The following is a 14,917-nucleotide window of genomic DNA, read 5'->3' on the forward strand; positions in this document are numbered from 1 at the left end:
AGCCCCAGTGCCCCGCATTCTGCTTCTCGAAGACAGCCACCTGGATGGTGAGCTGATCTGCGAACATCTCGAGCGCATGGATCCGCGGCCGCAGGTGCGGCGTGTCGCCAACCGGGCCGGCTATATGGAAGCTCTTCAGCAACGGGACTTCGACCTGATCCTGTCCGACTTTTCGCTTCCGGATTTTGACGGGATGAGTGCACTTGAGCTTGCGAGCGCGGCGCTGCCGGAAATCCCATTCATCTTCGTCTCAGGCGTGCTGGGTGAAGAGGCGGCGATTGAATCCTTCCGGCACGGCGCCACTGACTACGTCTTGAAGCAGCGGTTGATCCGCCTGCCCGCGGCAGTCGATCGAGCACTGGCGGAAGCGCGTGAGAAGGCGGAGCGCAGGCGGGCCGAACATCAGAAGGAATTGCTGGTTCGCGAGTTGAGCCACCGCGTCAAGAACACCATGTCGATGGTGATGTCGCTGGTGCGGCGCACTGCCAAGAGCAGCCTCACGGTTGACCAGTACACGGAAGTTCTGCTCGGTCGTTTGCGTGCCATGGCTGACGCGCATGCCCTTCTGTTCGAGACGAACTGGAGCCAGGCCGAACTTCTTGAGGTCGTGCGCCGTACGCTTGAGCCCCATCGCCAAGGACGTGGCGAGCGCTTCAGGATCGAGGCGGGCCCGCTTGTGCATCTTGACCCGAAGACGGCGCTGGCGCTGAGCATGGTGTTCAACGAGCTGACCACCAATGCCGTGAAATACGGCGCTCTGTCGCAGGATGGCGGCTACATCTCAATTACCTGGCACCGCGAGGAGGCCCAAGACGAGGCACGGGTTCATCTGAGCTGGGAGGAGCATGACGGTCCAGCGATCGCAGCTCCCGGCGACCAGGGTTTCGGGACGACCCTGATCCAGCGAAGCGTGCATTACGAACTGCAGGGTGAAGCGGTTCTCGACTACGCCGCGACGGGGTTGAAGTGCCACATCACCTTCCCGCTCCAGGCTTGATCCTTGCGTCAGACGCGGTTGTTGACGGAGAAATGCTCCTGCATCAGCCGCGACAGGATCTTGGCGTCCCAAGGTTTGGGAAGCAGCGGTAGCCCGGCAAGGCGTGCCTTAAGCTCCGGTAGTTCCGCATAGCCGCTGCAGACGATCACCGGGATAGAGTGCTGTTGCAGGAGCTCGATGACCGGGAATGACAGCTCCCCGTGCAGGTTGAGGTCGACGATCGCGCAATCAAGCTCCGTCCGCCCGATCGCATCAACGGCATCCGCGACGCGGCCGAACGGTCCGACGATCGTGAAACCCTTGTCGATGAGGTAGTCCTCCATATCCATGGCAAGGAGAAGGTCGTCCTCCAGCAGGAGGATCCGTTGGGTATCTTTTTGCAACACGTGGGTACCACAGGTTCGGGTGACAATTTCCTGTCGACAGACTTAGCGGCCATGATCAGATCATCAAGGCCCGTGCGTTCTCAGCGCGACATGAGGAAGATGAGAATTAGCGCTTGGTTAAGCCCCGCGCGGCACCCGTTAACCATTTGTTAACCATCGAAGCAGTAAATCCAATCAACGATTTGTTTACGTAGATGACCAAAGTGCTAACAGACGCTCGCTCGATCCGCATCAAGGGCCGCTCATTCCTCGCGGTCGTTCTTTCTCCGGACCTTCCGGTAGAAGACTGGTTGACAAGGCTCGATGATCTGGCGTCGCGTTCGGCCGGCTTCTTCCTGGGCCGTCCGGTGGTGCTGGACGTTAACGACCTTGATATCGGCAAGGCCGACCTGAAGGAACTCGTCGCGCAGCTTTCGCAGCGCAACGTCAGCATCATGGGCATCGAGGGCGCGCGTCCGTCACTGCTCGGTCCCGGCATGCCACCGGCACTGAAGGGCGGCCGGCCGGTTTCCGACGAGGCGATTGCCAAGGAGCCTGTTATCGAGCTTCGCAACAGCGAGGCAGAGGTAAAGCCTGCTCCGGTAGAGGTGCGGCCGACGCTCCAGTCGCTGGTGATCAGCGAGCCGGTGCGTTCCGGACAGTCGGTGATCTTCCCGGAGGGTGACGTGACGGTGATCGGATCGGTTGCTTCCGGCGCGGAAATCATCGCTGGCGGATCGGTGCACATCTACGGCGCCCTGCGCGGTCGAGCCATGGCGGGTTCGCTTGGCAACGCCACGGCGCGGATATTCTGCCGCAAGCTCGAAGCCGAGCTGGTGGCAATCGACGGCATCTACAAGATGGCGGAAGACATGGCCGAAAACCTGCGCGGACAACCGGTCCAATGCTGGCTCGACGGCGATTCGATTATTGCAGAAATACTGACGTGAGCCGAGGCGGGCTCTTAAAGGAGATCGAGATGGGGAAGGTCATTGTAGTTACCTCAGGCAAGGGTGGCGTCGGCAAGACGACGTCTACCGCCGCACTCGGCGCGGCCCTGGCGCAGAGGAATGAGCGCGTCGTCGTCGTCGATTTTGACGTAGGGCTACGCAATCTCGACCTCGTCATGGGTGCCGAGCGCCGCGTCGTTTACGACCTGATCAATGTCATCCAGGGCGAAGCCAAGCTTTCCCAGGCGCTGATCCGCGACAAGCGGCTCGAAACCCTGTTCCTGCTGCCGGCCTCCCAGACCCGCGACAAGGACAACCTGACGCCAGAAGGCGTGGAGCGGGTGATCAATGAGTTGAAGCGCGTCTTCGACTGGGTCATCTGCGACAGCCCCGCCGGCATCGAAAGCGGCGCAACACTTGCCATGCGGCACGCCGACGTGGCGGTTGTCGTCACCAATCCGGAAGTCTCTTCCGTCCGCGACTCCGATCGCATCATCGGCCTGCTCGACGCCAAGACGCTGAAGGCCGAGCGCGGCGAACGGATGGAAAAGCACCTGCTGCTGACCCGTTATGACTCCAATCGTGCCGAGCGTGGCGACATGCTCAAGGTCGACGACGTTCTCGAAATCCTGTCGATCCCGCTTCTCGGCATCATCCCCGAAAGCATGGATGTGCTGCGCGCGTCCAACATCGGCTCCCCTGTCACCCTGGCAGACGCACGTTGCGCACCGGCCATGGCCTATTTCGACGCTGCTCGTCGTCTCGCAGGCGAGTCCGTGCCGATCACCGTCCCGAATGAAAAGCGGGGTATCTTCGACAAGATCTTCGGAAGGAAGGCGGCATGAGCATCCTCAATCTGTTCCGCAAGCAGCGTTCTGCTCCGATGGCGCGTGAGCGTCTGCAGGTCCTTCTGGCCCATGAGCGCGCTTCTTCCAACTCGGATCTCGTCGCGGTCCTGCGCGAAGAAATTCTCGCCGTGATCGCCAAGCATGTCGAGATCGACAGCGACAAGGTCCACATCAAGATCGACCGCGACGAAAACGTCTCGATCCTGGAGATCGATGTCGAAATTCCGGTCGCCGTCGCAGCCGAAGCGGCTTAATCCATACAAGTGTCACCGTCGTCCGAACAGGGCGGCGGTGATGGGCTTCTAGTGGTTGCGGAAGACGGTGCACGGAACGCCCGCGGCCTTGATCTGACCGCAGAGGTCGTTTGCCTCGGCGCGCGTCTGCATCCCGATCCGTGCCGCATAACGCGGGCGACGTCCGAAATTCCCGCCGCGCTGCCTGACGATCAGGGCTCGCTGTTCCTTCAGGTTTTTCGGCAAATGATCGACTGAGCGGGTGAAAAGCCTGCTCGCGACCGACGGGTTGTAATGGGCCGCCAACTGGACGCCCCAAGGCGCCCAATCTGCCGATGCAAGGATGGGCTCGGTAATGGATCTTCGACGGGCGAGATCCATACAGGCTTCATGGAAAGACTTATCCTTATCAAGCGCCGGTGCCGGATCGGCCGGTGGGGAGGTTTTCCACGTTTCCGCCGTGTGGCCAGTGATTGCGAAGACATAGTCTCGCGTTTCGAGCGGCAGCGCTCCTGATGAGAGGAACCGCTGGGCTCCGGCTTCACCCGAATTATAAGCCGCCGCCGCCAGGCCAAAATTTCCGAAGCGCTCCTTCAGTTCTTTCAGATAAGCGGCCGACGCCGTAAGCGCCTCGACGGGATCGAAGCTGTTCTGAAGCCCCTTAAGCTTGGCCGTCGCAGGCATGAATTGCGCGATGCCTTCCGCGCCTTTGGGGCTGACCGCATCGGGCTTGAACAGGCTCTCTCGCCAGATCAGCCGCGCAAAGAAATCAGGTGGAACGGAGTTTCGGAGGGCCACGGCCTCCATATGCGTGCAGAGATCCTCATGGTACGAGCTTCTCCGGATGCAGGCCGGAGGGGCGGCCGGTCCGGCGGGTCCGGAATAAAGGCACTGCTCGGGTTCGTTCTTTTTCTCCTCCGCCTGAGCAGGAATAGGAGATAGAAGCTGCGTCAGGCCCATCAAGGATCCTGCCAACAACATGCGGTAGGTCGGTTGGGCCCGCGGACTGCCAACATCATCTCCCACAACAGCAACATTCATGGTGATCAATCCGTCGTCGGTGATGTGTCTGTCGCTGGCATGCTCGCAGTGTTGGCCTGGTTCATCTGCCGGACCAAGGTATGGCTCGGCAGCTCCAGATCAAGCTCCAAAGCCTTGTGGTCTCGAAACGGCGCGAGTGGAACTTCTCGGCGGACTTGAGGTTGGTAGGGCCAAACAAGAGGAGTATCCGATGTCCCAAGAGCCGCGCGAACTATTCATTACCGGACTTAAAAATGCACATGCCATGGAAAACCAGGCATTATCGATCATGAAGCCGCAGCTTCAGCGCATCGAGAACTACCCGGAAGTCGCAGCCAAGCTTGATCAGCATATCCGCGAAACGGAAGGCCAGATCCGGCGTCTCGAAGAAGTTCTGAGCGGCCTTGCCGAGAGCCACTCATCAATCAAGGACGCCGCGCTTTCCTTCACGGGCGCGATGGCAGCGCTCGGGCATACGGTTGCCGGTGACGAGATCCTCAAGAACTCGATGGCGAACTTTGCCTTCGAGAATTTCGAGATCGCAGCCTACAAGTCGCTGATCGCGTTGGCTGACTATGCGGAGCTTCCGGCGCTTGCAACGCCGCTGAAGGCAAACCTTGAAGAAGAACTCGCCATGGCGAAGTGGCTTGATGAAAACATCGGCACCCTGACCACCAAGTTCGCCGCACTGAAGCAGCAGGGGGCGAGTGCCAAGGTTTGATTACAGCGACAAACGGCCGGCTCGAAGTCGATCCGGCCGTTGAGGTCCGTTGCCGCTCAGGCTGATCGGGCAGCCGAAACGGCAGATGCCACGCCCGCGCCGAGGAACATCGTGTCGCTGGCGATGAGGTAGAAGGTGATTTCGGCGTCCCTCCATTTTCCAACATCATCTGGCGATGGCCGGAAGATGCCGACTGCCTTGCCAGCGGCGCGCGCGGCCTTTGCGATCGTCAGGATCGCCGCTTCCAGTTTTTTCGCTCCCTCCGGCCCAAGAGCGTTTATAGAAACTGAGAGGTCGCCCGGGCCGATGAAGATCACATCCACCCCTTCAACGGCGACGATCTCCTCAACCTTCGCCAATCCTTCCGCCGTCTCTATCTGGACGGCGAGCAGGATCTCGTCATTCGCGCGCTTCAGGTAGTCCGGAATGCGGTAGCCATAGCCGGCTGCGCGCCCCGGGCCAACCCCACGTTCGCCAAGCGGCGGGTAACGCGTCGCCATCACGGCTGCCTTCGCCTGGGCGGCTGTCGAGACTCGTGGAACAAGAACGCCAGCGGCCCCGGCATCGAGAACCCCGGCAATGGATTCGGGGGCATGACCCGGCACGCGCACGATCGCCGGTACCCGGTGAACATCGGAGGCGCGGATGAGGTTTTCGATCAGTTCTCGTCCGATCTGCGAGTGCTCGGCGTCGATGCAGAGAAAGTCCACACCAGCCGCGGCCGTGACCTCGACAGTCACCGGATGAGGTACGGCGGCAAAGGTGCCGATCAGCCGTTCACCGCCAAGGCATTTCTGTCGAAAGTCACTCATTGTTCTGCATCCTCGATGATCAGGGTGGTGGAACTGGCCTCAATCAGCTTTAAGCCTGAAACGTCCCGCCCTACAAGATGTGGAAAACCGTATACTGATAACACGGCCAGTCTTCACATTTTATGTGCGGTAGCCGCTCAGTCCCTTGAATATAGCCATGAACGGTATACGGTTTCGGCAGGAGATGGGATGTTGAAGCCGGTTGATAATCTCGTGGATGGAATTTATGCCGACCTGCGCTTGAAGCTGCAGCGGAGTGCGATTGCACCATCGGAAAGGCTGGTGGATACCGATATTGCAGCCAGACACGGCATATCGCGCATGCCAGCCCGTGAAGCTTTATTGCGGCTGGTGGCGGAGGGTTATCTTGTTGGAACGACGCGGGGGTTTGCCGTGCGAGAGCTCTCGCCGGCCGACATCTCTGGCTTGTTCGAGGTTCGCCGGCAACTTGAGCCTCGCGCTGCGGCCTCAGCCGCGCGTGACCTGACGCCCGAGGTTGCCGGGAAACTATCGGAACTGTTCGCACTCATTGAAAAGGCGCTTGCTGAGGGAGATCTCCCGGCACTCCTGGCTGCCAATGTGGATTATCGCAATGCCTGGCTTGAGGCTGTTCGCAATCCCCACATGGCGGCAACGATCGCGCGCTTCATAGACTACTTCCAGTCGGTCCGCATCGGTACGTTCGCCGATCCCGCCACGGCCGCGACCTACATCTCCAGTCTTTCTCGAATCCAGTCAGCCTTCATGGCGCGCGATCCGCTGATGGCGCAGGACCGGATGATGCTTTTCCTATTTGCGGCGGAGGAGGCCTTCCTCTCCGTCCGTCATCGCCAGTTGCAAGAAGCCGAGAGGCAGGCGCTCTCGGGTCGAAGAAGAAGTCGGAGGACGAAATGAACCGCAAACCACACCCGCTCAAAGGTGCGAGCAAGCTGAAGCTTGGGGTATTTTCCGCCAATGCAGACGGTGGATTGGCTATTACGGATGTGCCGGAGCGGTGGCAGGCGCGGTGGGAGGACAACTTGAACGCCGTCCAGATCGCAGACCGCGGTGGTCTCGATTTCTTCCTCCCGATCGCGCGCTGGAAAGGTTTCGGTGGCAAGAATCGGGTGAGGGAGTGGTCGTTTGAAACTTTCACCTGGGCAGCCGGCCTTGCCTCGGTAACCGAACGGATAGGCCTCTTCATGACGGTCCACGTGCCGCTCGTGCATCCGCTATACGCGGCGAAGGCGCTCGCGACGGTCGACCATATCAGCGGCGGACGCGCCGGGCTCAATATCGTCTGCGGCTGGAACCCGAAGGAGTTCGGCATGTTTGGCGTACCACTGGTAGAGAAGGGTTATGACCAGGCCGCGGAATGGCTGGAGATTGTCGAACGGTCCTACACTTCCGACGCTCCCTTTGACTTCAACGGCCAGTATTACCAGCTGAAGGACGTGGTCAGCCGCCCTGCGAGTATCCAGACGCCGCGGCCTGTGACGATGAATGCAGCTTTCGGCGGACCGGGGCGCGATTTCGCCGCCAGGAACTGCGAATATCTGTTCACCACCTTCAGGGAAATCTCGGAAGCCGGCAAGCATGTAGAAGACATCCGCAACCGGGCCAGCGTCATCGGCCGCGATGTTGGCGCCTATACCGTCTGCCACGTTGTTTGTCGCGAGACGCAACGGGAGGCGGAGGATTACTACGAGCGTTATGCAGTGACGCTTGCCGATCATGAGGCTGTCGACGCTCATATGGCAGGCAAGAAGGAGTTCTCGCAGTCGCACGACAAGGAAAGCTACGACCGTTACCGCAAGCGCTTTGCCGGGGGCGCCGGCGGATATCCGCTCGTTGGCACGCCGGAGAAGATCGTCGAGGACATGCTGGCGATCTCCCAGCAGGGCTACTCCGGCATTGCCTTATCCTTCGTCAACTACACTTACGAACTGCCGTTCTTCTGCGACCGTGTTATGCCGCTGCTCAAGAAGGCAGGACTGCGAAGCGAATGACGAGTGAGATGATGCAGGACGACATCGAGGCGAGCCGCCTCGCCTTTCGAGAGGGTATGTCGCGGTTGGCGGCGGCGATCAATATCGTCACCACCAACGGGCCGGCCGGCGTGGCAGGGTTCACTGCCTCGGCAGTCTGTAGCGTAACAGACCAGCCGCCAACGCTGCTGGTTTGCCTGAACCGCTCCAGCTCGGTCGCGAAGATCTTCGAGACGAACCGGGTGCTTTGCGTCAATGCGTTAACGAGCCGGCACGAGGATTTGTCCAAGCTCTTCGGTGGTGCAACGCCGCAGGAGGAGCGGTTTTCTCGCGGCAACTGGACCGCGAGTGAGACGGGATCTCCGGTGCTCTCCGATGCAGTCGTATCCTTCGACTGCGAGGTTGCGGACGTCGTCCAAAGCGGCACGCATCATGTGCTGTTCTGCCGGGTGCGCGGCGTCATCCATGGCAATGACAATGACGAGGCGCTCGTTTATTTCCGTCGCCGTTATCATCACATCCGCTAGCAAATCGAGGGTCAGGACCGGATGAGGCGCACCGCTGAGGTTGAGCAACATGCTGTCGCGGCCCGCCACCGGGATTGCTCGCACCGAGACGATGCGAGGCGCAGTTTGTGCAAGGTGCGGGTCCGTCCTGCCTGCCGTGGTGGCATCTATTGGCATCATCTCGTCCTCCTCGGCTCGACCTTTGAGCGGCCGCGCTCACCGTTGGTGACTCATTCACCCTTTACCAAGCAAGGCGTCGCCCGGCTTCGGGTGACGAGAACTGATGCCTAAAGCCTGGCCATAGGCAGCGCGCGGATGACGATCTCCTCCTGCTGGAAGCGATTCTCGAGTGTCTTGCGATAGGTATGCCACCAGTCGCGATGCAGGTCATCGATCATCACCTCTGCAATGATGATAGCGTCCTTCTCCACGTCATCATCATTCGCCCAGAGCCCTTCGGCGGGCGCGTTCTTGTGGAAGGTCATCCCGCCAAACCGGCTGGTGAGCTCCTCGCGAAGCATTTCGTACGGATCAGGTCTGTCGCTCTGCGCGCCGATGATGGGCAGGAGGATTTGGATGAGGTACATCTCAGCCATGCGCGTAGCCCATGCGAACGAGAGCCGGTTTAATCAGGTTGAAGACGACGACCGCGGCAGCACCGATAACTAGGCCCAACACCGCCTGCTGCAGGGACGTAGCCAGCCACCCAACGACCGAAGGTAGCACCCGTACGACGGCGACGGCCTGTTCTGCAACATGTTCGATCATGTGCTCCGGTGCGTGGAAGCCGAGCTCCGCCAGACCATGGACGATGATGCTGCCGCCGACCCAAAGCATCGCGGCAGTTCCGATGCCGGCCAGCAGTTGCAGAAAAACAGGCACACCGCGGACGAGCAACTTTCCGAAACCGCGCACGGCCGCGGAGCCGCTCTTTGCCATCGCTAGCCCGATGTCGTCTGCCTTAACAATCAGCGCGACAACGCCATAGACCGCCACGGTGATGAAGATGCCGACGCCAGCCAGCACCGCAGCCTGCGTGTAGAAGCCGGACTCCGACACACCCGCCAGCGTCAGCGCCATGATTTCGGCCGACAGGATGAAGTCGGTACGGATTGCGCCGGACACTTTCTCCCTCTCGATTTGACTGGCATCCGTGCCATCCGCTTCCGTCGCGTCTTGCTCCCCATGATGGCCGAACACCGCTTCATGGAGCTTCTCCGTACCTTCAAAGCACAGGTAGATGCCGCCGAGCATCAACAGCGGCATGATCAGCCATGGTGCGAAGTAGCCGAGCAGCAGGCACAGAGGCAGGAGAAAGATCAGCTTGTTCTTGAGCGAGCCGAGGGCGATCTTGCCGATGATCGGAAGTTCGCGAGCAGGCGACAGACCGACGACATATCGCGGGGTGACCGCAGTATCATCAATCACGACACCCGCAGCCTTGGTGCTGGCTTTGATTGTTTGCGCGGCCACATCGTCAAGGGACGATGCCGCGAGTTTTGCAATCGCCGCCACGTCATCAAGAAGAGCAATCAATCCCGTTGCCATTCAACTCACCGACACTATCGTTGCATTGGATGATGAAGGCGAAGCCATGGCAGATGGTTCCGTTGAGGCGGGGGATCGTCGGTATTTGCTGCGCTCCGGTTTGCCAAAGCCCGTCCATCTTGTCGATGCCTGCGACAACGCAGCGCTCCGGAGCAGTTCATGGCCAAGACCAGTGCAGGTCTCTTGATCTATCGAATGACGGACAGCGAAGCGGAAGTTTTGCTGGTGCATCCGGGCGGACCGTTCTGGGCAAAGAAGGACGAGGGCGCCTGGTCGATCCCCAAAGGCTTGGTGGAGGACGACGAGGAACCTTTGGACGCGGCCATTCGCGAAGCGCAGGAAGAGCTGGGCGTAGCGGTCGACGGCGACTTTTCGGAGCTTGGGAGATATCGCCAGCCTGGCGGCAAGATCGTTCTGGTTTGGGCGGTGGAGGCAGAACCAGATGTCGACCTTGACCACCCACAAAGCAGCCCGTTCCAGATGGAATGGCCGCCGAGGTCGGGACGGATGCAGTCGTTCCCGGAGGTGGATCGCGCTGGCTGGTTCGACATCGCCGCCGCGCGCACGAAGATTCTGATCGGCCAAAAGCCAATGCTCGACGACCTTCTCACCAGCCTGGGCAAGGCAAAGGCTTCGGGCTGACAGCGGTCTACGTCGTGGTCAGGTTGCGTTGATCGTCGGCAGATGAAGCTCCACCTCGCGGCGCTTGTCTTCCGGCAGCGACTGGATGTGCTTGTCCCAGAATGCAGCCGCTTCCGGAGGGTCATTCTCCCACAGCCGTGTATTGACGATGTTGTCATCGATCTTGGCCCGCCGTGCACCGCCCAGGGAAAGGTACTCCTTGGCAAGCTTCAGGCTCTCCGTTTCCATCTCGCTCATCGATCGTCTCCACGTCATGTGTTGGGGTGTTGTCCTAACAACCCCTGATGCTGGAGAAGGTTTCGTACAAGCCGCCTCGTTGGACACGCGAGAAGCCGACGCTCGCGGTGAAGGTTGATCGCGGCCATCAACTTTCTTGCGACGCGACGAAACTTAATGCCGATCTCGTTGTTCTTTGCGCTCCCCCAACCAAAAGGAGAGCTTCATGTTCTACACTGACGGCAAGTTACAGTATCCGGTCCGCGTCGAGACCCCCGATCCTCTGTTTGCACGGGCGCTCCAGCAGGCGATCGGTGGTGTCGAGGGCGAGATCCGTGTCGCCATGCAGTATTTCTTCCAGGCCTGCGGTGCGCGTGGTAACCCGAAGTTCCGCGACCTGTTGATGAACACTGCTGCCGAAGAACTCGGTCACATCGAGATGCTGGCAACGGCTGTGGCTCTCAACCTCGAAGGCGCTCCGCTGAGCGTGAAGGAATCGGTTGCTGCTGACCCTGTGGGTGGTGCCGTGCTCGGCGGCCTGAACCTGAAGAACCTTCTGTCTGCAGGCCTCTCGGCTATGCCGGTTGATTCCGACGGAGTGCCGTTTGACATGTCGCACATCTATGCGAGCGGCAATATCGCTGCCGACATGACGGCTAATGTTATGGCCGAGTCGACCGGTCGCGTTCTCGCCGTTCGTCTCTACAACATGACAAACGATCCGGGCATGAAGGACATGCTGTCTTTCCTGATTGCCCGAGACACCATGCACCAGAACCAGTGGATGGCTGCGATCGAAGAGCTCGGCGGTGCTTCCGGCGCCTTCCCGATCCCGAACAGCTTCCCGCAGGAGCAGGAGAACCAGGAGTTCAACTACAGCTTCCTTGGATTCCAGGCTGACGGCAGTGATCCGGTTCCAGGCCGCTGGTCGGAAGGTGCATCGATCGACGGCAAGGGCCAGTTCAAGCCGATGCGCATGACCGAAGCGCTTGGCGAGAAACCGGTTCTGGGACCGGCCAAGCCGAACAGCGGCGCACAATCCGAGCAGATGTAAGGACCAGTCGACGCCGGCAGCCATGCCGGCGTCCTCTTCATGTATGAGCAAGCATCCAGGCAGGGTACATCCATGGCGGAAGGGCGGGACCCATTCGGCGCAAGAGACGAAAATACGGAGTATGACGGGCAGCAACGGCCCGCACCTCATACCGGAAATGGCCGGTCCGCGTGGTCGGTTGCGATAGCCGCCGGCGTTCTGGCGTTGATCCTCGCCATCATGTTCCTCCGGACACCGGAGAATACCGAGACTGCACCGAACCGGCCGACAACGGGTTCGGGTATTGACGGTAGCGCAGGTCCAACGGCGCCGAGACAGTGATGCCCTATCGCGTTTGAGTGTCCTTGACCTTCGCCGGAATTGGCGTGGTCGAGAGATAACGCCGTGCAATCAGCCAGCATCCGAGCGCCCACGTCGCGCCCGCGCACCAGCCGCCGAGTACGTCTGTCGGGAAATGCACGCCGAGATAGATGCGGCTGATGCCGATGAGCAAGGTCAGGAAGATCGCTGCGCCAAGAAGAAAGATCCGTGTCGAGCGATAAGGCTGCGCGCGGGACAGAAGGGCGCCAAGGGTGAGGTAGGTCGCGGCCGACAGCATCGCATGACCGCTCGGAAAGCTGAGGCTGTGCACATCCACCAAATGCGGCACGATGTCTGGCCTTGGGCGAGCAACCCCGAGCTTCAGCAGTGAACTTACCAGCAAGCCGCCAGCGATCGACAGAAAGGTGAAGATGGCAATTGCCCGCTGCCGCGACAGAAACAGGAAGATGGTGGCCATGATGGTCATCAGGCTGAGCACGGTGTGCCCGCCAAGGGCCGTAATATCGCCCATCGCCTGGCCGAGCCAAGCCGGCCCGAGCGGCGTCCCGAGGTCGGTGGTGTTACGAAGGGCAAGCAGGATCCGCTCATCGAAGGCATGGGTATTGCCCTCCATCACTTCGCCGGTGAGTTGGAAGAAGAGGAACAGGCCGCCCGCCACGACCGCGACCATGATGAGCCCCAGCGGCTCGAAGCTCTTGAACTTGTCGAGAACCCTGCGCGCGTAAACGTGATGAAAAGCCATGCCGAACCCCTAGATTGAGGCTCTAACCTAACGCCGAGCGCGCAGCGCTCAAGGGTCTCTGTAAGTCGGGGCTGCGGATCATCCTGTATCGGCTTGCGATCAGGCCATAGAGCCCGAAAGCAAACAGGCCAACGGCGACGAGAAGATAGAGTAGCGCGCCGAAAGGAAGCTCGCGGATCCATGACAGCGCATCCGCTGTTCCACCCGCTTGTTCTGGATCGATGGTGAAAGCAGCATAGGCAAGGAAGACGCCGAGTATCACCAGAACCGCTCCGCGGGCCACCAAGCCATAGATGCAGGCGGCGTTGAGGACCTTCTTGTGTTCGAAACTGTGTGAGAAGTACTTGAGGTACCCGCGCTTGGCACCCTTCAGGATCTGCGCTCCACCGGCACCAATGACAGCCAGGGCGACGAGGCCAACGACATAGCGGCCGAAAGGCTGCTGCATGAGCCATGCCGTCCAGTCCTGCCGGCTGTCGGATGATCCGCCGCCGAGGCTGAAATGCAGGGCGTGACTGATCGCATAAGCGGCAAGACCGGTATAGGTGGCTGCGCTGATCAGCAATCCGCCCCGGACTACGTAGCCCTTGAGGTCCTGCCCGTGCCCATCGGTATCAAGCGTCGCCTGTGCAATGCGCCACAGGATGAAGCCGACCAGTCCCAGGCCGATCAGCCCGAGCCAGATCTGACCGAAAGGTTGCTCGAGTACAGTCGTCAGCGCTGACTTGGAATCAGCCTTTCCGCCACCAAAGATCGGAAGGACTGCCAGGGCGGCGACGAGGATATAGACCACGCCTCGCGCCGCATATCCTCCACGCGCCAGCCATTCCAGTCTTTTGCCAGTCATACGGCCACCAATGTCTTTCAGCGAAGTCTCATGGAGGATGGAGCAGGTTGATTGCCAAGCAGTTCAACCTGCTCGACGTGTCATGCGTCGGGGGCTTAGCCGCTGGTCGTTTCAGACACGACCTCAGGCACATAAACCTTTGCCGAGGCGACCTTCGCGGGATCGTTGAGGAACGCCAGCGTAGCCGTCATGCCTACCATGAGAACGAGGATCGAGAAGATTGCAGATTTCATGCTCTTGAACCGTCTGTTGGATGCTGAAGGCGCGGTGGCCTTCATGCGAGTTCAGTTGATGGCGGGATAACGCAAGCTTCCTCCAAGCGTTCCGGCCTGGGCCTTAAGTCCCACCTGTTTTTGATGATGTTCGTTGACCGGGGATAGCAACCTTCAGAGTGCGTGATCTTGTATGAAGACGTGAATCGTGCGATATCGTGCAAACAACGTGGGAGGGTGTAATGGCGGTGGCGCAGAGAGTTCGGGTCGAGGATGTGACGATCCTTTCCGATGACTGGTATGTGCTGAAGAAGACGACCTTCAGCTTCCTGAGATCGGACGGGACGTGGCAGAGGCAAAGCCGCGAGACCTATGACCGCGGCAATGGCGCAACCATCCTGCTTTATGATCTTGAGCGTAGAAGGGTGCTGCTCACCCGCCAGTTCCGTTACCCCGCCTTCGTCAACGGGCATGACGATCTGCTGATTGAGACGCCGGCGGGGCTTCTCGATCACGCGAGCCCGGAGGAGCGGATCCGGGCCGAGGTGGAGGAGGAAACCGGCTATCGGGTGAGCGACGTGCGCGAGATCTTCGACGCCTTCATGAGCCCGGGCTCGGTAACGGAGCGGCTGCATTTCTTCGTTGGCGCTTATTCAGCCGCTGATCAGGTTTCTACTGGCGGCGGCAATGCGGAAGAGGGCGAGGACATCGAGCGGCTGGAGCCGACGATCGAGGAGGCGATGCAGATGATCTCGAACGGCCGGATCCGCGACGGCAAGACGATCATGCTGTTGCAACACGCGGCGCTGAACATCTTCAAGGAGAGCAGGTCACCTTGAAGCGCGGCGGCGGTTTGCCGGTCTAGCATACCTGACGTGAAGCCATATATCCTTCCAACCGACGACGTTAAATGGAG

General features: G+C 60.2%; 20 protein-coding genes. 11 read left to right on the plus strand and 9 right to left on the minus strand.

The window, feature by feature from the left end:
- Nucleotides 1-7 precede the first annotated feature (7 nt).
- Nucleotides 8-997: a sensor histidine kinase gene (locus M0654_RS05125; RefSeq protein WP_248682111.1), complete on the plus strand. Its 990-nt coding sequence runs from the start codon at nucleotides 8-10 to the stop codon at nucleotides 995-997.
- A gap of 8 nt (nucleotides 998-1,005) precedes the next feature.
- Here M0654_RS05125 and M0654_RS05130 read toward each other — a convergent pair whose 3' ends face one another.
- Entirely contained in the window at nucleotides 1,006-1,383 is a 378-nt protein-coding gene (locus tag M0654_RS05130; protein ID WP_245450549.1) for a response regulator, read from the minus strand.
- A gap of 194 nt (nucleotides 1,384-1,577) precedes the next feature.
- On the opposite strand from M0654_RS05130, the gene minC reads away from it, so the two are divergent.
- From minC to minE, 3 genes are read left to right on the plus strand one after another with little or no spacing between them, the layout of a single operon-like run.
- Nucleotides 1,578-2,312 (plus strand): septum site-determining protein MinC, encoded by a 735-nt coding sequence (gene minC / locus M0654_RS05135; protein ID WP_118852260.1) that lies wholly within the window; start codon nucleotides 1,578-1,580, stop codon nucleotides 2,310-2,312.
- A gap of 29 nt (nucleotides 2,313-2,341) precedes the next feature.
- Nucleotides 2,342-3,157, plus strand: a complete 816-nt coding sequence (gene minD, locus M0654_RS05140; RefSeq protein WP_118852261.1) for a septum site-determining protein MinD — start codon at nucleotides 2,342-2,344, stop codon at nucleotides 3,155-3,157.
- Complete coding sequence (minE, locus tag M0654_RS05145; protein ID WP_118852262.1) at nucleotides 3,154-3,414, plus strand: cell division topological specificity factor MinE; 261 nt, start codon at nucleotides 3,154-3,156, stop codon at nucleotides 3,412-3,414. Before minD ends, minE begins: the two co-directional genes overlap by 4 nt.
- A gap of 48 nt (nucleotides 3,415-3,462) precedes the next feature.
- Here the strand turns inward: minE and M0654_RS05150 are convergent, their stop codons facing one another.
- Nucleotides 3,463-4,353, minus strand: coding sequence for a lytic transglycosylase domain-containing protein (locus M0654_RS05150; protein WP_248682112.1), 891 nt, complete (start codon nucleotides 4,351-4,353; stop codon nucleotides 3,463-3,465).
- A 271-nt stretch (nucleotides 4,354-4,624) separates the two neighbouring features.
- Between M0654_RS05150 and M0654_RS05155 the strand changes: the two genes are divergently transcribed.
- The gene (locus tag M0654_RS05155; protein WP_118852264.1) at nucleotides 4,625-5,134 is read left to right on the plus strand and encodes a ferritin-like domain-containing protein; all 510 of its coding nucleotides are present in this window, start codon (nucleotides 4,625-4,627) and stop codon (nucleotides 5,132-5,134) included.
- Between the two features lie 56 nt (nucleotides 5,135-5,190).
- Here the strand turns inward: M0654_RS05155 and M0654_RS05160 are convergent, their stop codons facing one another.
- The gene (locus M0654_RS05160) at nucleotides 5,191-5,946 is read right to left on the minus strand and encodes an HpcH/HpaI aldolase family protein (protein WP_118852265.1); all 756 of its coding nucleotides are present in this window, start codon (nucleotides 5,944-5,946) and stop codon (nucleotides 5,191-5,193) included.
- Nucleotides 5,947-6,135: 189 nt separating this feature from the next.
- Between M0654_RS05160 and M0654_RS05165 the strand changes: the two genes are divergently transcribed.
- From M0654_RS05165 to M0654_RS05175, 3 genes are read left to right on the plus strand one after another with little or no spacing between them, the layout of a single operon-like run.
- Nucleotides 6,136-6,840 (plus strand): GntR family transcriptional regulator, encoded by a 705-nt coding sequence (locus M0654_RS05165; protein ID WP_248682113.1) that lies wholly within the window; start codon nucleotides 6,136-6,138, stop codon nucleotides 6,838-6,840.
- A complete protein-coding gene (locus tag M0654_RS05170) occupies nucleotides 6,837-7,934 on the plus strand; it encodes an LLM class flavin-dependent oxidoreductase (protein WP_248682114.1) in 1,098 nt (365 codons plus the stop codon). Before M0654_RS05165 ends, M0654_RS05170 begins: the two co-directional genes overlap by 4 nt.
- Nucleotides 7,931-8,440, plus strand: coding sequence for a flavin reductase (locus M0654_RS05175; protein WP_248682115.1), 510 nt, complete (start codon nucleotides 7,931-7,933; stop codon nucleotides 8,438-8,440). The genes M0654_RS05170 and M0654_RS05175 overlap by 4 nt, the downstream gene beginning before the upstream one ends.
- A 266-nt stretch (nucleotides 8,441-8,706) precedes the next feature.
- Here M0654_RS05175 and M0654_RS05180 read toward each other — a convergent pair whose 3' ends face one another.
- A complete protein-coding gene (locus M0654_RS05180) occupies nucleotides 8,707-9,015 on the minus strand; it encodes a hypothetical protein (protein ID WP_248682116.1) in 309 nt (102 codons plus the stop codon).
- Nucleotides 9,008-9,967: a DUF808 domain-containing protein gene (locus tag M0654_RS05185; protein WP_248682117.1), complete on the minus strand. Its 960-nt coding sequence runs from the start codon at nucleotides 9,965-9,967 to the stop codon at nucleotides 9,008-9,010. The genes M0654_RS05180 and M0654_RS05185 overlap by 8 nt, the downstream gene beginning before the upstream one ends.
- A 159-nt stretch (nucleotides 9,968-10,126) precedes the next feature.
- Between M0654_RS05185 and M0654_RS05190 the strand changes: the two genes are divergently transcribed.
- Nucleotides 10,127-10,609: an NUDIX domain-containing protein gene (locus M0654_RS05190; protein WP_248682118.1), complete on the plus strand. Its 483-nt coding sequence runs from the start codon at nucleotides 10,127-10,129 to the stop codon at nucleotides 10,607-10,609.
- 18 nt (nucleotides 10,610-10,627) lie between these two features.
- On the opposite strand, the gene M0654_RS05195 is transcribed toward M0654_RS05190, so the two are convergent.
- Nucleotides 10,628-10,933, minus strand: a complete 306-nt coding sequence (locus M0654_RS05195) for a hypothetical protein (RefSeq protein ID WP_390919615.1) — start codon at nucleotides 10,931-10,933, stop codon at nucleotides 10,628-10,630.
- Nucleotides 10,934-11,051: 118 nt separating this feature from the next.
- Here M0654_RS05195 and M0654_RS05200 point away from each other — a divergent pair, with 118 nt between their 5' ends.
- Nucleotides 11,052-11,879 (plus strand): manganese catalase family protein, encoded by an 828-nt coding sequence (locus M0654_RS05200; protein WP_118852272.1) that lies wholly within the window; start codon nucleotides 11,052-11,054, stop codon nucleotides 11,877-11,879.
- A 325-nt stretch (nucleotides 11,880-12,204) separates the two neighbouring features.
- Here M0654_RS05200 and M0654_RS05205 read toward each other — a convergent pair whose 3' ends face one another.
- The 3 genes from M0654_RS05205 to M0654_RS05215 all read right to left on the minus strand — a co-directional run bounded on the left by M0654_RS05205 (nucleotide 12,205) and on the right by M0654_RS05215 (nucleotide 14,022).
- Nucleotides 12,205-12,942, minus strand: a complete 738-nt coding sequence (locus M0654_RS05205; protein ID WP_248682119.1) for a phosphatase PAP2 family protein — start codon at nucleotides 12,940-12,942, stop codon at nucleotides 12,205-12,207.
- Nucleotides 12,943-12,964: 22 nt separating this feature from the next.
- Nucleotides 12,965-13,789, minus strand: coding sequence for a DUF1206 domain-containing protein (locus tag M0654_RS05210; protein WP_118852274.1), 825 nt, complete (start codon nucleotides 13,787-13,789; stop codon nucleotides 12,965-12,967).
- 95 nt (nucleotides 13,790-13,884) lie between these two features.
- On the minus strand, nucleotides 13,885-14,022 hold the full coding sequence (locus M0654_RS05215) for a hypothetical protein (protein ID WP_199925310.1): 138 nt from the start codon (nucleotides 14,020-14,022) through the stop codon (nucleotides 13,885-13,887).
- A 221-nt stretch (nucleotides 14,023-14,243) separates the two neighbouring features.
- Between M0654_RS05215 and M0654_RS05220 the strand changes: the two genes are divergently transcribed.
- Complete coding sequence (locus M0654_RS05220; RefSeq protein ID WP_118852276.1) at nucleotides 14,244-14,840, plus strand: NUDIX domain-containing protein; 597 nt, start codon at nucleotides 14,244-14,246, stop codon at nucleotides 14,838-14,840.
- The last annotated feature ends 77 nt before the right edge of the window (nucleotides 14,841-14,917 follow it).

Source organism: Neorhizobium turbinariae (assembly GCF_023223505.1).
GTDB lineage: Bacteria > Pseudomonadota > Alphaproteobacteria > Rhizobiales > Rhizobiaceae > Neorhizobium > Neorhizobium turbinariae.

Coding starts and splice junctions, on each gene's coding strand:
- minC (WP_118852260.1), top strand. CDS start 1,578: ATGACCAAAGTGCTAACAGACGCTCGCTCGATCCGCATCAAGGGCCGC.
- minD (WP_118852261.1), top strand. CDS start 2,342: ATGGGGAAGGTCATTGTAGTTACCTCAGGCAAGGGTGGCGTCGGCAAG.
- minE (WP_118852262.1), top strand. CDS start 3,154: ATGAGCATCCTCAATCTGTTCCGCAAGCAGCGTTCTGCTCCGATGGCG.
- M0654_RS05150 (WP_248682112.1), bottom strand. CDS start 4,353: ATGGGCCTGACGCAGCTTCTATCTCCTATTCCTGCTCAGGCGGAGGAG.
- M0654_RS05155 (WP_118852264.1), top strand. CDS start 4,625: ATGTCCCAAGAGCCGCGCGAACTATTCATTACCGGACTTAAAAATGCA.
- M0654_RS05160 (WP_118852265.1), bottom strand. CDS start 5,946: ATGAGTGACTTTCGACAGAAATGCCTTGGCGGTGAACGGCTGATCGGC.
- M0654_RS05165 (WP_248682113.1), top strand. CDS start 6,136: ATGTTGAAGCCGGTTGATAATCTCGTGGATGGAATTTATGCCGACCTG.
- M0654_RS05170 (WP_248682114.1), top strand. CDS start 6,837: ATGAACCGCAAACCACACCCGCTCAAAGGTGCGAGCAAGCTGAAGCTT.
- M0654_RS05175 (WP_248682115.1), top strand. CDS start 7,931: ATGACGAGTGAGATGATGCAGGACGACATCGAGGCGAGCCGCCTCGCC.
- M0654_RS05180 (WP_248682116.1), bottom strand. CDS start 9,015: ATGGCTGAGATGTACCTCATCCAAATCCTCCTGCCCATCATCGGCGCG.
- M0654_RS05185 (WP_248682117.1), bottom strand. CDS start 9,967: ATGGCAACGGGATTGATTGCTCTTCTTGATGACGTGGCGGCGATTGCA.
- M0654_RS05190 (WP_248682118.1), top strand. CDS start 10,127: ATGGCCAAGACCAGTGCAGGTCTCTTGATCTATCGAATGACGGACAGC.
- M0654_RS05200 (WP_118852272.1), top strand. CDS start 11,052: ATGTTCTACACTGACGGCAAGTTACAGTATCCGGTCCGCGTCGAGACC.
- M0654_RS05205 (WP_248682119.1), bottom strand. CDS start 12,942: ATGGCTTTTCATCACGTTTACGCGCGCAGGGTTCTCGACAAGTTCAAG.
- M0654_RS05210 (WP_118852274.1), bottom strand. CDS start 13,789: ATGACTGGCAAAAGACTGGAATGGCTGGCGCGTGGAGGATATGCGGCG.
- M0654_RS05215 (WP_199925310.1), bottom strand. CDS start 14,022: ATGAAATCTGCAATCTTCTCGATCCTCGTTCTCATGGTAGGCATGACG.
- M0654_RS05220 (WP_118852276.1), top strand. CDS start 14,244: ATGGCGGTGGCGCAGAGAGTTCGGGTCGAGGATGTGACGATCCTTTCC.